The sequence below is a fragment of the Clostridium tertium genome, assembly GCF_017873245.1.
Classification (GTDB): Bacteria; Bacillota; Clostridia; order Clostridiales; family Clostridiaceae; genus Clostridium; species Clostridium tertium.
This window is the reverse complement of sequence record NZ_JAGGJY010000016.1, coordinates 22,166-37,482: the sequence shown is the minus strand read 5'-3', so window position 1 is coordinate 37,482 and position 15,317 is coordinate 22,166. Positions and strand designations below refer to the sequence as shown.

Annotated in this window: 10 protein-coding genes and 1 other annotated feature (1 of these 11 cut by a window edge); of the genes, 1 reads left to right on the top strand and 9 read right to left on the bottom strand. The window is 27.1% G+C overall.

What is annotated here, in order from left to right:
* Nucleotides 1-184: 184 nt before the first annotated feature.
* Nucleotides 185-2,260, bottom strand: coding sequence for a hypothetical protein (locus J2Z25_RS15470; RefSeq protein ID WP_209741220.1), 2,076 nt, complete (start codon nucleotides 2,258-2,260; stop codon nucleotides 185-187).
* A gap of 165 nt (nucleotides 2,261-2,425) precedes the next feature.
* Here J2Z25_RS15470 and J2Z25_RS15465 point away from each other — a divergent pair, with 165 nt between their 5' ends.
* The gene (locus J2Z25_RS15465; RefSeq protein ID WP_209741219.1) at nucleotides 2,426-3,406 is read left to right on the top strand and encodes an alpha/beta hydrolase; all 981 of its coding nucleotides are present in this window, start codon (nucleotides 2,426-2,428) and stop codon (nucleotides 3,404-3,406) included.
* Nucleotides 3,407-3,489: 83 nt separating this feature from the next.
* Here J2Z25_RS15465 and pyrE read toward each other — a convergent pair whose 3' ends face one another.
* The 8 genes from pyrE to J2Z25_RS15425 form a co-directional block, all read right to left on the bottom strand.
* Nucleotides 3,490-4,173, bottom strand: a complete 684-nt coding sequence (pyrE, locus tag J2Z25_RS15460; protein ID WP_209741218.1) for an orotate phosphoribosyltransferase — start codon at nucleotides 4,171-4,173, stop codon at nucleotides 3,490-3,492.
* A gap of 186 nt (nucleotides 4,174-4,359) precedes the next feature.
* On the bottom strand, nucleotides 4,360-4,794 hold the full coding sequence (locus tag J2Z25_RS15455; RefSeq protein WP_209741217.1) for a hypothetical protein: 435 nt from the start codon (nucleotides 4,792-4,794) through the stop codon (nucleotides 4,360-4,362).
* A gap of 336 nt (nucleotides 4,795-5,130) precedes the next feature.
* Nucleotides 5,131-6,600: a glutamate synthase subunit beta gene (locus tag J2Z25_RS15450; protein WP_209741216.1), complete on the bottom strand. Its 1,470-nt coding sequence runs from the start codon at nucleotides 6,598-6,600 to the stop codon at nucleotides 5,131-5,133.
* Nucleotides 6,600-11,144 (bottom strand): glutamate synthase large subunit, encoded by a 4,545-nt coding sequence (gene gltB / locus J2Z25_RS15445; protein WP_209741215.1) that lies wholly within the window; start codon nucleotides 11,142-11,144, stop codon nucleotides 6,600-6,602. The genes J2Z25_RS15450 and gltB overlap by 1 nt, the downstream gene beginning before the upstream one ends.
* Nucleotides 11,145-11,262: 118 nt before the next feature.
* Complete coding sequence (locus tag J2Z25_RS15440; RefSeq protein ID WP_209741214.1) at nucleotides 11,263-11,814, bottom strand: ANTAR domain-containing response regulator; 552 nt, start codon at nucleotides 11,812-11,814, stop codon at nucleotides 11,263-11,265.
* Between the two features lie 25 nt (nucleotides 11,815-11,839).
* Complete coding sequence (glnA, locus tag J2Z25_RS15435) at nucleotides 11,840-13,171, bottom strand: type I glutamate--ammonia ligase (protein WP_209741213.1); 1,332 nt, start codon at nucleotides 13,169-13,171, stop codon at nucleotides 11,840-11,842.
* A gap of 206 nt (nucleotides 13,172-13,377) precedes the next feature.
* Nucleotides 13,378-14,544, bottom strand: coding sequence for an aminotransferase class I/II-fold pyridoxal phosphate-dependent enzyme (locus J2Z25_RS15430; protein WP_209741212.1), 1,167 nt, complete (start codon nucleotides 14,542-14,544; stop codon nucleotides 13,378-13,380).
* Nucleotides 14,541-15,023, bottom strand: coding sequence for an Lrp/AsnC family transcriptional regulator (locus J2Z25_RS15425; protein WP_008678837.1), 483 nt, complete (start codon nucleotides 15,021-15,023; stop codon nucleotides 14,541-14,543). The genes J2Z25_RS15430 and J2Z25_RS15425 overlap by 4 nt, the downstream gene beginning before the upstream one ends.
* A gap of 42 nt (nucleotides 15,024-15,065) precedes the next feature.
* Nucleotides 15,066-15,317 (bottom strand) — a binding site (T-box leader); it runs 4 nt beyond the window's last position.

Below are 15,317 nucleotides of genomic sequence, written 5' to 3'. Positions count from 1 at the left end.
CAAATTATAGTAGATGAAAAAATAAAATAGAGAGCTCACATAAATGAACCCTCTACGAATAAAATCACACTTAATATAAATTGCAATTAATAACCGTAGTTTTGTTTATAGACAGGAGGCTTCCGAACTGTCTTATTTAATTTTCTATAATATTATATTGTATAAATTTTATAAAGTCAATATCTTATTTTGTTTTCAAAGTTTGCAAAAATTCCTCTAATTTGCATAATTCTTTTGATTTGTTTATCCACCAATCTCGACTCCAGACTCTATATAATTTAATATTTTTATCCTTTAGTACTTTATTTAAATAGATGTCTTTTAATTTATATGATGAATTAATATTTATAGTTTCAGAGTCTATTTCTAATGCTGCAATTGTATTTAGATTATTATCCTTTATTAATAATTCGATATTAAAATTATCTATGCATACATTTTTTTCACTTATATAACCTAATCCTTCTAAATATTTCTGTATTTCATTTATAATTATATTTTCACTTGAATTATCATAAGTTATTGGTATATCTATATTCAGTATATCTATATTCTCATAGCTTTTAAGATTCAGAGGAGTATCTACTTTATCCTTACACAATATTATAATACTCTTACTTAAGTATTTTAGAGTTTCTAGCGTTTTGTCATCCAGATTAGTAATCTTCCCTAAATAGATAACTTTATCAAATTTTATATTATTATCATTTATATTCTTTAATTGCAAATTATCTAGCTTGGAAATTATACATGGAAATAAAGCTTTAGTTATTTCTTTATCAGAAAAATCAACTTTATCAATATTATTTTTCCCTATTTTAAGTTTTTCCCTTAACTTATTATCCCATATATAATTTATCGATTCAGATATTAAACTATTTCTTATCCTTATATCTTCATTTAATTCATTCAATAGTTTACCAAAGTCCTTATACTTATCTATAGTATCAGAAAATCTAATTTCATCTTCTTCAATTTCTAAATATAGTTTTAATTTAGGAATACTTATAATAATATCCTCCATATACTTTTTATCCTCGATATTATTATAGGCATAGTTTAATATTTCAATTTCAATTTTACTTAGATGCTTTAATAAATTTAATACATCTCTCATTTCATAAGATATATTAAATATCTTTCTATATTTTAATAAATCATCTTTTAAATCTTTGCCTCTAATAAGATCAGCCAAGAAGCTTTTGTATTCTTCATCATTTAATACATTCTTTAGAAAGTTTAATTTATCAATATATGAATTTATATTTCTTAAATTATCTTCATATTCTTTTGTGATATCATCTTCTATACTAGAGTACTTATTTAAATTATTTTCATACTTTGCATTATCTTTTCTCTTTGTAAATATACTTAATAATCTATTTTTCTTTTGATGAGTTAATAAATTATAATTATATTTTAAGTTAACTAAATTAACGAGACTCTTCAAATCTTCATTTGGCATTTTTTGATTTATAGATAAAGTTTCTATAAAATCCTCTGTATATTGAGAATAGTTTAATGGTACCTTAAAATTTGTATCTTTATTTAACTCATCAATTTTATAAATTGCTAAATTTAACATTTCATAATTAACAGGTTCTTTAAGAATTTTAAATTTATTATTATCAATGAATCTTCTATATTTTATATATTTCTTTATTAGATTAGATTTAATAATTTCATTGACACAATTATCAACTTCAAAGTAACTGTATTTCTCAAAAGGCTTTTTTATTCTATATATACTATAATATTCATATAAAGAATCGTACTTATTTAATTTTCTTTGAGTTATTTTATATTTTTCTATTAAAGATAATGATTTATTATTACTTAATGTAAAGAACTTAATTAAATCTATTAATTGCTTAGTCTTTTTATCAATACTCCTAGATAACACTTCAACTTTGCTTATAATAGTTTTCCCAGTAGCTTCTGGCAAACTTAATAATTGTTCTTTTAAATTACTTTTAAAATCTATTGAACCTTTTAAGTAAATAGTTCTTTTATCTAAGTTCTTTATAACCGATGTATCTATAACCTTATCAATATAATCATCACATAATATTAATACTTGTTTTTCATTAAATAAGAGCTTGTATAAGATACATTCAAATATATTTATTAAATATTCTTCTCTACAATTATTAATTATTAAATCTTTATTATCCTTCAAATATCTTATAATACTTTCAATTATATAATCAAAGCTTAATGTACTTAAAACCTCTTCTTCTTTAACTAATTTACTTACCATTTATAAAATTCGCTGCTAGTATTAAGCAACTCCCTCCTGTTTAAATTTAAGTTAATAGTACTAATACAATATATTCATAAAAATAATAATTTATAATCAAATTTAAATTATTATTTTCATTTATTGTCTATAATACTAATAGCTTAAAAATAAGGAGTTGATCTTTTGAAGAAAATATCTAAATTCATAGTATTATTTGTAGTATCATTTATTATAACATCTTTACTTATTGCATTTTACTTCAAAGGCGCAATTTTAATAACATTTGATATTGTTAAAGATTTAAAAGATTCTAATAAAAGTGTAGCAACATTAAGTGAATTAACAAATTATTATTGCTCTACCTCAATGGATGTAAGTAGATTAAGATATAAAGAAAGTTTATCTGATGATGTATTTTTAGATATATATAAATCAAATATAACTGATAAACCTTCACCAGTTGTAATATATGTTCATGGGGGGAGTTGGATATACGGTGATAATGGTATTCCAATAGGATTAGATCCTATAGTAAATGCATTCAACAAAAGAGGGTTTAATATAATAAGTGTATCTTATGAATTGTTAAAAGAAGATACTCCTATTTCAAACCCAGTAAGTGATGTAAAAGATGCTATAAGATGGGTATATAAAAATAAAGATGAATATAATTTTGATACAAATAATATTGGACTTCTCGGAATATCATCTGGAGCTCATTTATCTTTATTATCTGCTTATTCAAGTGAAGATGAATTCATTGGAGATAAAAAATTAGCTAATTATCCATCAAAAGTTAATTATGTAATTGATATATTTGGTCCTACTGAATTATCTACATTAGATTTTTCTTTAGCTGATGACGAATTTAAAGATGAAATAGAAAAGTTAAAGGGAAAATCATTTTTAGGTGATATATATAGCCCCATTAATTATGTTGATGACTCTTCTCCAAGCACTTTAATAATACATAGTAAAAACGATGAGTTAGTTCCCTATAAAAATTCTGTTGATTTATATAATAAGCTAAAAGAAGAAGATGTTAATTCAAAATTACTTAGCCTAAATTCTGGGGGGCATGATTTTTATGGCTTTGATAATAAAGAAATAGCAGCTTTAATTTTTGAAGTTTTTAAATTCCTTATAAAAAATACCTCATTATAAAAGGCTAGCATAATACGCTAGCCTTTCTTACTTATATTATTTATTAAAAAACGTACATAATTTATAAATCTTTTAATATCTTATTAACTATGGTAAGTAACTCCATATTTATTATAATAATCTTCGATTGCATTTTTCATATTATCGTCTATATATATCTTACCATCCAATTCTCTATTATATAAATAATTTACAACTTCTTTCATTGTAACTATAGGATATGTAGTTATTCCAAAAACTTCCTTAATTTCTTCTTGCGCAGATTTATCTGATTTTCCTTTCTCCATTCTATCTACAGATATAATAAGTCCCTTTATATCTACTTTTCCTTGAGCTTTTAAAATAGGGGTAGTCTCATATATAGATGTACCTGCAGTCATAACATCTTCAACTATAACGACTCTTTTTCCATCATTTAAAGAACCTCCTAGAAGTATTCCACCCTCACCGTGATCTTTAACTTCTTTTCTATTTGAGCAATATTCAACATTTATATTATATAATTCACTTAATGAAATTGATGTAGTTACTGTAAGTGGGATTCCCTTATATGCTGGTCCAAATAAAACATCAAAATCGTCTCCAAAATGTTTATGTATAGCTTTAGCATAAAATTCGCCTAATTTTTTTAATTGTTCTCCAGTAGTATAATTTCCTGTGTTAATAAAGAAAGGTGTCTTTCTTCCACTTTTAGTTACAAAATCTCCAAATTTTAATACATTGCTTTCAACCATAAATTCAATAAACTCTTCTTTATATTTTTCCATACTAAACATTCCTTTCAATACAGATATTAAACATTTAATTTTAAAAATTATACGTTTGTATAATTTTATCATTTTTTTATACAAAATTCTAATATTTTTTTATAAAAAATGGATATATGGTCAGTTAATAAAAATAAGAAAAGCACTAAATATAAATTTAATGCTTTTCCTCTTTGTGAATATCAATTATTTTACGCCTTTAGCTTCTTTATTTAATTCATATAATCTTTGTCTTTCTGTTAGCGTAAGATCAGTAGATCCTTCTCTTTTTTCAATAAGTTTTTGTAACTCTTGAAATTTTGCATCACCTAATTTTATTTTTATTACTTCTGCTTTCATATTTTTTAATTCATTTTTTTCTGAAGCAGTTAACATATCTCCATTATTTACTTTTTCTCTTAATTGGTTCAACTTTTCCTTTTGTGATGCATTAAGATATCCTTCGTTTTCTGGAGTCCAAAAGTTATCAAACTTTTCTTTACCTAAATCAACTATAGCGTTACTAAAGACCCTATATGCATTTGATTTATTCTTTACATCATCAGCTTGTACGTATAATGAATTTGAAAAATTCATTATAGAAGCTGTTAAGATAAAAAATGTAGCAAATTTTTTAATCATCTTTTGTACCTCCTTTAAATATATCCACAGTATTAGTATGTGAATAATTTTAAATTTTAAATGAAGAAATTTTTTCTATAATAAGTCTATTTTCTTTTTGGCAAAAATTTTTATTTACATATTTTTTTGTTTTTTTAAACATTATATATATTTTACAATTTTCTTTAAGTATTCTTTATTCCTGTCTAATTTGAAAATTATTTTTTCTCAATCCCACTGATATACATAAATTGAATGAAGATTCTCTAAATTTTTTTTAAAATATTTAATAGCTTTTATTTGAATTTCTGTTTTAATTAATGAATTTATCATATAAATATCTTCTACTTATAATATTTATTCTTGTAAATCTAAATATCTATTAACAGCAATGGCAGCTTCTAGACCTTCTTTTATTGCCCAAACAACTAAAGATTGACCTCTTCTAGCATCACCACAAGTAAACACCTTATCCTTATTAGTTTTAAATTCTTTATAAGCTGCTTTAATATTTCCTCTATTATCTAAATCTAGATTAAAGCTATTACTTATATACTCTTCTGTACCTAAAAAGCCCATTGCAAGTAATACAATATCTACATCAATTAATTCTTCACTATTAGGTATTTCTTTGAAAGTAGTTCTTCCATCTCTATCTTTTATCCATTCAACTTTTATGGTGATAGCAGATTTTACACTATCTTTTTCGTCTCCTATGAACTCTTTAATGCTAGTGCAATATCTTCTAGGATCATATTCAAAAAGCTCTATACATTCTTCTTGACCATAATCAACTTTAAGTGTTTTACTCCATTCTGGCCATGGATTATTACTTAGTCTTTCTTTTGGAAGAGAATTTGTTATTTCTAATTGTATTACAGATTTACATCCTTGTCTCATAGCTGTAGCAACACAATCTGTTCCTGTATCACCACCACCAATTATTAAAACATTTTTATTTTTACAAGATATAAATTTATCATTTTTATTTAATAAACTTCTAGTATTTTCTTTTAAGTAATCAATAGCAAATTCTATGCCTTTTAAGTTCCTTCCTGATACATTTAAATCTCTAGGCTTTGTAGATCCTGTTGCTAAAACTATAGCATCGTAATCTTTCAATACATTTTCTTTTAATTGATTATCTTTAAATATATCTGTGTTAGTAAAAAAATTAATCCCTTCATTTTTCAAGATATCAACTCTTCTATTTACAACTTCTTTATCTAGCTTCATATTAGGTATACCATACATTAATAATCCACCAATTCTATCTTCTCTTTCATATACATCTACAAAGTATCCTAATTTATTTAAAAGATAACTGCTTGCAAGTCCTGATGGTCCTGAACCAATTACAGCAATTTTTTTATTATTTCTATATTTAGGAGGCACTGCTTTTATTTTTCCATCTTTAAATGCTTTATCAATAATATATCTTTCATTTTCTTTTATACTTACAGCAGGAGAATTTATAGATACTGTACAAGCTGATTCACATGGAGCTGGGCATACTCTTCCTGTAAACTCAGGAAATGGATTTGTTTTTAATAACCTTTGTAATCCTAAATCCCAGTTTTCTTTATATATTAAATCATTAAATTCTGGTATTAAGTTATTTAGAGGACATCCTGATGCCATTCCATTTATAAGAATTCCTGATTGACAAAAAGGTATTCCACAATCCATACATCTAGCACCTTGCTTTATTTGCTCACTTTCTGGAAGTAAGTTATGGAATTCTTTATAATGAGTTATTCTTTCATTTATAGAATCATTAATACCCACTTTTCTTTCAAACTCTAAAAATCCAGTTGGCTTTCCCATTATATTGCACTCCTTTCATAAAAAGCTGCTAATAAAGCATCTTCATGATTTAATCCTTCTGCTTTCTTTTTATCTATTAAGGTAATAATCTTTTTGTACTCATTTGGAACTACTTTTAAGAACTTTTTACTTTCAATACTCCAATTTAATAATAATTGCTTGCCCAGATTAGAATCAGTAGCTTCAACATGTTCTTCTATTAAAGATTTTACTTTATCTATATCTGAATCATCTAATTTTTCTATTTCAACCATTTCTCTGTTAAAATTGATATTAAAGTTGTCGTTTTTATTATATATATAAGCAATTCCACCACTCATTCCAGCTGCAAAGTTAATTCCACATTCACCAAGTAAAACAACAGTTCCACCAGTCATATATTCGCAACAATGAGCTCCAACACCTTCTACAACTGCTATAGCCCCTGAATTTCTAACACAAAACCGTTCTCCTGCAACTCCATTTATAAATGCCTTTCCAGATGTAGCTCCATATAAAGCAACATTCCCTATAATTACATTTTCTTCAGGCTTTATATGACAATCCTTAGGATTCCTTACAATTATCTTTCCACCAGATAATCCTTTACCTAAATAATCATTACAATCTCCATTAACTTCAATTGTTATTCCTTTAGGTAAAAATGCACCTATGCTTTGTCCCCCTGATCCAGTACAGTTTAGTGTAATAGAATCATCATTTAAAGTATTATATCCATATTTTCTTGTAATTTCTGATCCAAGTAATGTTCCAAGCGTTCTATCTGTATTCATTATATCTATATAAAGTTTTAAAGTATTTTCTCCATTAAAATACTTTTCTACCATAGGAATTAATAAACTTCTATCTAAAGTCTTAGATAACTCAACTTTATTATTTTTGTTGAATTTATTTTTTAAAGTTAGAACTCTTTTATCTTGAACAAATATTGAAGATAGATTTACCTTGCTTCTTTTATAACCTTTAACATTTTCTTTTTGTTTTAATCTATCAAATCTTCCAATCATTTCTTCAACAGTTCTAAAGCCTAATTTAGCCATGTATTCTCTTAATTCTTCTGCAATAAAATACATAAAATTAATTACATATTCAGGTTTGCCTTTAAATCTATTTCTAAGTTCTTTATTTTGAGTAGCAATACCTACAGGGCAACTGTCTAAATTACAAACTCTCATCATGACACAACCTAAAGAAATTAATGGAGCAGTAGCAAAGCCAAATTCTTCAGCACCTAATAATGCAGCTATAGCTACATCTCTTCCAGTCATAAGCTTGCCATCAGTTTCTAACCTAACCCTATCTCTTAATCCATTTAAAATTAATGTTTGATGAGTTTCTGCAAGTCCTAACTCCCATGGTAATCCTGCATTTTGAATTGAAGTCTTAGGTGAAGCACCAGTTCCTCCATCATGACCAGAAATTAATATTACATTAGCGCCAGCTTTTGCAACTCCTGTTGCTACTGTACCAACGCCAGCCTCAGCAACAAGTTTTACTGATATATCTGCTTTGTCATTAGCTTGCTTTAAATCATATATAAGTTGAGCTAAATCTTCAATTGAATATATATCATGATGTGGCGGAGGTGATATAAGACCAACACCTGTAGTAGCTCCTCTAGTTTTAGCTATCCAAGGATATACTTTATTACCTGGTAGTTGTCCACCTTCACCTGGTTTTGCTCCTTGAGCCATCTTTATTTGTAATTCATTTGCATTAACTAAATACTCTGAAGTAACCCCAAATCTACCTGATGCAATTTGCTTTATTGAAGATTTTCTTGAATCACCATTTGCATCTTGTGTAAATCTATCACTATCTTCTCCGCCTTCACCAGTGTTAGACTTTCCACCTATCCTATTCATTGCTATAGCTAAAGCTTCATGAGCTTCCTTTGAAATAGATCCATATGACATAGCTCCCGTTTTAAATCTTTTAACAATTGATTCTACAGTCTCTACTTCGTCTATTGATATAGGATTACTTAAAAATTTAAAATCCATTAAATTTCTTAATGTAAAAAAACTTTCATTATTATTTACAAGACTTGAATATTCTTTAAATATTTCATAGTTACCTGTCCTTGTAGCTTGTTGTAATTTATGAATAGTAAGTGGATTATACAAGTGCTCTTCTTTTCCAGAACGTAATTTATCTCTTCCTTTTGAATCTAAAATATATTCAAAGTTTACATTACTTTTCCTAAATGCATTTTGATGCCTAATTAGAACTTCCTCTTGAATTTCTTTTAGTGATATTCCTCCAATTCTACTAACTGTATTAGAAAAGTACTTGTTTACAACTTCATTGTTTATTCCCACAGCCTCAAAGATTTGTGCTCCTCTATATGATTGAATAGTTGAAATGCCCATTTTAGATATAATCTTAACTAATCCCTTCAATACAGCTTTATTATATTTTTTTACTGATATCTCATAATCTTCTTTTAATAAATTATCATCTTTTAATTGTCTTATAGATTCATAAGCTAAATAAGGGTTTATTGCAGAAGCTCCAAATGATATAAGAGTTGCGAAATGATGTACTTCTCTAGGTTCAGCACTTTCAATTATAATGTCTATTTTGCTTCTTAAGCCTTTCTTAATAAGATAATTATGAACTGAGGAAAGAGCTAGTAATGAAGGGATTGGTATTAGCTTATTATTTAATCCTATATCACTCAAAACTAAAATATTATAATCTTCATAACAAGCTTTTTCTGCTGATAGAGATAAATTATATAAAGCTTTTTCTAAATCATACTTTCCATTTTCTTTACCGTATAAAATGCTGATTGTCTTAGCTTTAAAATCTTCAATTCTTAAATACTTTATTTTTAATAAATCTTCATTTGATAAAATTGGAGATGGTAATTTGATTTGTTTACAGTTATCTTTTGAATCTTCAAGTATATTTCCTTGTGATCCTATATAAACTGTAGTAGAAGTAATAACTTCTTCTCTTATAGCATCTAGTGGTGGGTTTGTAACTTGAGCAAATAACTGTTTAAAATAGTTAAATAATAATTGCGGTGAGTTTGATAAAACTGCAAGTGGTGTATCTACTCCCATTGAGCTTATTGGCTCTTCTCCATTTTCACTCATAGGTAAAATAGTGTTTTTTAAGTCGTCATAGCTATAATCAAAAGCTTTCATTAAAGTATGTCTTTCTGATTTTGAAATTTCTATAGAAGTATTTTCTTCATTGAACTTGATTTTATCTAGGGTAATTATATTATTTTCTATCCACTTTGAATAAGGTAATCTTGAATAGTACTTTTCTTTAACTTCAGAATCATTTAATAGTTTTTTATTCTTTGTATCTACTAAAAGTATCTTTCCTGGTGTTAATCTTCCTTTGGAAACTATTTCTTCATTTTTTATATCAAGGGCTCCAACCTCTGAAGATAGTACTAAACTATTATTTTTAGTTATGTAATATCTTGCAGGTCTTAATCCATTTCTATCTAAAGTTGCGCCCATTACATCTCCATCAGTAAATACTATGGCTGCTGGTCCATCCCATGGTTCCATTAAAGTTGCATTATATTCAAAAAATGCTCTTTCCTCTTTTGAAATAACTTGATTTTTATCCCATGGCTCTGGAATTAACATCATTATTGCTTCTTCAATACTTCTTCCATTCATAATTAGAAATTCTAAAGTGTTATCTAAAATAGCTGAATCTGATCCTTCTGTATTTATAATAGGCAGTACTTTACTTAAATTTTCTCCAAATATTTTTGATTTTAAATTTCCTTCCCTAGCAATTAAGTTATTGATATTTCCTCTAAGGGTATTAATTTCACCGTTATGAATTATATATCTATTAGGATGAGCTCTTTTCCAACTAGGAACAGTATTTGTACTATATCTTGAATGTACCATTACAATTGAAGATTCAACTTTTGCATTAGATAAATCTTTATAAAAGTTTTTAAGTTGTCCAGCTAAAAGTAATCCCTTATAAACAATTGTTTTACATGAAAGAGATGAAATATAAGCATTTTCAGTTACTAATTCTTTTTCAAATCTTCTTCTTAATATATATAATCTTCTTTCAAATTCTTTAACATCATTTATATGTGAAGGTCTTTCAATTATAACTTGTTTAAAAGATGGAATTGATAAAATTGCAAAATCACCAAGTTCAGCTGGATTTACGGGAACTTCTCTCCATGTTAATATTTTAAGATCTTCTTCATTACAAAGTTTTTCAAATATATTTATACAATTTATCTTATCAAATTCATTAACTGGTAAAAAGAACATTCCAATTGCATATTCCTCTTCATCTGGTAGTATAACTCCAAGTTTCTGGACTTCCTCTTTGAAAAATCTGTGGGGAATTTGAAATAATATTCCTGATCCATCTCCAGTTTTACCATCAGCTCCGGTTCCGCCCCTATGTTCTAAGTTAATTAAAATATTTAAAGCATCCTCTACTGCCTTATGAGTCTTTTTACCATCAATATTTACAACTGCACCTATTCCACATGCATCATGCTCAAAAGAGCTTCTATATAATCCTATTTCACTATGCATTTATGTCCTCCTTTCACATTTTCATAATAAAATATAATTTTATGGAGCTGACTTATGGCAGCTCCTATATTAATAAATTAATACATAAAGTTTGCTTAACAGAATCCTAAGTCTTTGTTTATTTTCCTAATAAAATTTTATTTGAAAAATCAATCATTTTTAGTCCGAGATCCATGCTATTTTTTTGAATATATCTAAAGGCTTCATTTTCATTCATACCTTTTTGTTGCATAAGTATACCTTTTGCTTTTTCTATAACTTTTCTTTCATTTATTTTTGTTTCTAACACAGTTACTTTTTCTTTTAGCTTCTTAACTTTTCGTTCACTTTGATAAATCATATCTAATGAAGTTAATAATATTGAATTATTTATAGGGCTAGATATACAAAATATATCAGTTTCTTCCTGAACAAAAGATTTATACGGTTCATTTACTACTGCAAGAAAACTACATACTTCACCGACATTATTATATATATCTATTAATGTCATATCTTTAAATTTATAACCGCTAATAACTATAGATGGTGAAAGTTGCCTTATAGCACGTATTAGCTCATTTCCGTAAGTACATAATGCTAAAACATTATAACCCCTTTCAATTAAAATAGTTTTTATCTTTTGTCCTATTTCTTCATTATTTAATGCAACTATTACATCTATTGCCATTTACATTGCTCCCTTACAAGTAAATTTAATATTGTTTTAAATAGTTATCTAGCTCCCATTTATGAACTTTACTTCTATAATCGTCCCATTCATTTTTTTTAGCTTTTATATAATTATTAAATGTATGATTTCCTAAAGTTTCTTTTACTAATTCACTTTCTTCCATATATTTAATTGCTTCTTCTAAACTACCTGGTAAACTATCAATTCCATCTAAATCCCTTTCTTCTAAAGTCATTTTAAATATATTTTTCTCTACTCTTTCAGGTGGAACTAAATTATTTTTTATCCCATCAAGTCCAGCTGATAAAAGACATGCTAACACTAAGTAAGGATTTGCACTTGGATCAGGACATCTAAGTTCTATTCTAGTACCATTTCCTCTTGCAGCAGGAACCCTTATTAAAGGACTTCTATTTTTAGCTGACCATGCTATATATACTGGAGCCTCATACCCTGGAACTAATCTTTTATATGAATTTACTAATGGATTAGTTATTGCTGATATTCCTTTAATATTTTTTATTAATCCTGCGATAAAATTATATGCTATTTTACTTAATCCTAATTCATCATTTTCATCAACAAAAGCATTTTTCCCATCTTTATTTAATGACATATTAACATGCATTCCTGATCCATTTATTCCAAAGAACGGTTTTGGCATAAATGTAGCATGTACACCATGTCTTTGAGCAATTGTTTTAACTACCAATTTAAATGTCATAATATTATCAGCAGTTGTTAAAGCATCCTCATATTTAAAATCTATTTCATTTTGACCAGCTGCAACTTCATGATGTGATGCTTCTATTTCAAATCCCATATTTTCTAAAACTAAACTAATATCTCTTCTGACATTTTCACCAGCATCTAAAGGACTCAAATCAAAGTATCCAGCATTATCTTGAGTTTTTAATTTAGGATTACCATATTCATCAATGTCTAGTAAGAAAAACTCACATTCTGGTCCAACATTCATTGAATATCCTAAATTAGCTGCTTCTTTTAAAGCTTTCTTTAATATATTTCTTGGATCTCCTTCAAATGGTGTTCCATCAGGCCTATACACATCGCATATTAATCTTGCAACCTTACCTTGTTGTGGTCTCCATGGGAAAATTACAAAACTATCTAAGTTTGGTCTTAAATACATATCTGATTCTTCTATTCTAACAAATCCTAATATAGAAGAGCCATCAAACATAATTTCATTATTTAAAGCTTTATCTAATTGCCTATCAGTAATTGCAACATTTTTTAAAAATCCAAATATATCGGTAAATTGCAATCTTATAAATTTAACCCCATTTTCTTCTACTAATTTTTTAATATCTTCTTTTGAATATTTTGGCATAAAGTATTCCCCCTCAAAATCTTTATAAAAAAAGCGCACAATAGAAAGACTTCTATTGAACGCCATTGCTCAAAGTTATTTTTTACCATTATATTATGATTTTTTTATTTTTGCAACTATTTTATGAAAAATTATCTGAATTTTTTCATTTTTTATAATAATACCTCAATATATATACAACTTTTTTAACGTTATGGTAAAATATATTAAGAAATTTTTGTAATAAATCTTTTTATTCTTTTAACTGCCTCTATTAAGTCTTCAGTTGAAGAGGCATAACATGCTCTTATAAAACCTTCCCCACATTCTCCAAAGGCATTACCTGGTACAGCAAGAACCTTTTCTTCCATCAATAACTTTTCACAAAATTCATCTGAACTCATTCCCGTTGACTTAATACAAGGGAATACATATAAAGCACCAAGTGGTTCAAAACATTCTAGTCCCATTTCTCTAAATCCTTCTACAAGAATTCTTCTTCTTCTATTATACTCTCTAGCCATTTCTCTTACACTATCATCACCATTTTTTAATGCTTCAATTGCTGCATATTGTGCAGTTGTTGGAGAACACATTATTGCATATTGATGTATCTTTTTTAAAGCCTCAATTAATACTTTATGTCCACAAACATATCCTAATCTCCATCCTGTCATTGCATATGCTTTTGAAAATCCATTTATAACTAAAGTTTTATCTTTTACTTCACTAAAACTAGCAATTGAATAATGCTCTTTATCATAAGATAATTCAGCATAAATTTCATCAGATAGAATTATTATATCTTTATCCTTCAAAACATCAACGATTTCTTTTAACTCTTCTTTTGTCATAATAGCTCCAGTTGGATTGTTGGGAAATGGAATTATTACAACTTTTGTTTTAGGAGTTATGGCTTCTTCTAAAAGCTTAGCAGTAAGCTTGAATTCATCTTCTGCTCTTAAGTTTATTATTTTAGGAGTAGCTCCACAAAATGTTGCACATCCTTTATAGGCAACAAAGCTAGGTTCTGGTATTATAACTTCATCTCCTGGCCCTACAAGAGCTCTTAAGGCTAAATCTATTCCTTCACTTCCACCAACAGTTACTAATATTTCATCACTTGGATTATAACTTAAATTAAATCTTCTATTCAAATATTTTGATATTTCTTCTCTTAATTCAACAAATCCAGCATTAGATGAGTAATGAGTTTGTCCTTTTTCTAATGAATAAATACCTGCTTCTATAACATTCCAAGGAGTAACAAAATCAGGTTCTCCAACACCTAGGGATATAACATCATCCATTTCATTAATTAAATCGAAATATTTTCTTATACCTGATGGTGGCATATTCCTAACATTATCTAATATCATATCTTCTAAAATCATATAAAAATAGCCTCCCTATCTTCTGTTTTTCTTTCTTTAAATATTGTTCCGTGATCTTTATATTTCTTTAATACAAAGTGAGTTGCAGTACCTGTTACATATTCTTGAACAGCAAGTTTTTCTGAAACAAATAAAGCAACTTCCTTCATTGTTTTACCTTCTACAATTACAGTCAAATCAAAGCCACCTGAAGACATTAAGTAACAAGCTTTAACTTGTTTAAATTTATATATTCTTTCTGCAACTTTATCAAATCCAGCACCTCTTTGTGGAGTAATTTTTACTTCTATTAAAGCTGTTACTGTTTCTTTACCTGTATTTTCCCAATTAATAAGAGTTGTGTACCCTGCAATTATGTTTTTTTCTTCATAATCCATTATAGCTTCTCTAACTTCTTCAACCGTTTTCCCAGTCATTAAAGCAATTTCTTCATCACTATACCTACTATTTTTTTCTAATACCTCTAAAATTTCATCCATTTTAACTACCTCCATATAAAAAAATAAATCCTTCATCCCAAAACAAGGGACGAAGGATATAGCTTCCGCGGTACCACCCTAATAAGTAAAATTTAATTTACTCACTCAACTTGAATACATAAAATATTCAATTCTCTATAACGTGAGAACAACGTCAATACCTAATTAAGAATTTATATTCTTATTTTTCAATACGAGATTCAAAGGCTGCTTCACTTAACATATCATACTAAATTTCACCATTCTTTAGCTCTCTTTAATGCTTAGTCAAATTACTCTTCCTTATCACTATCT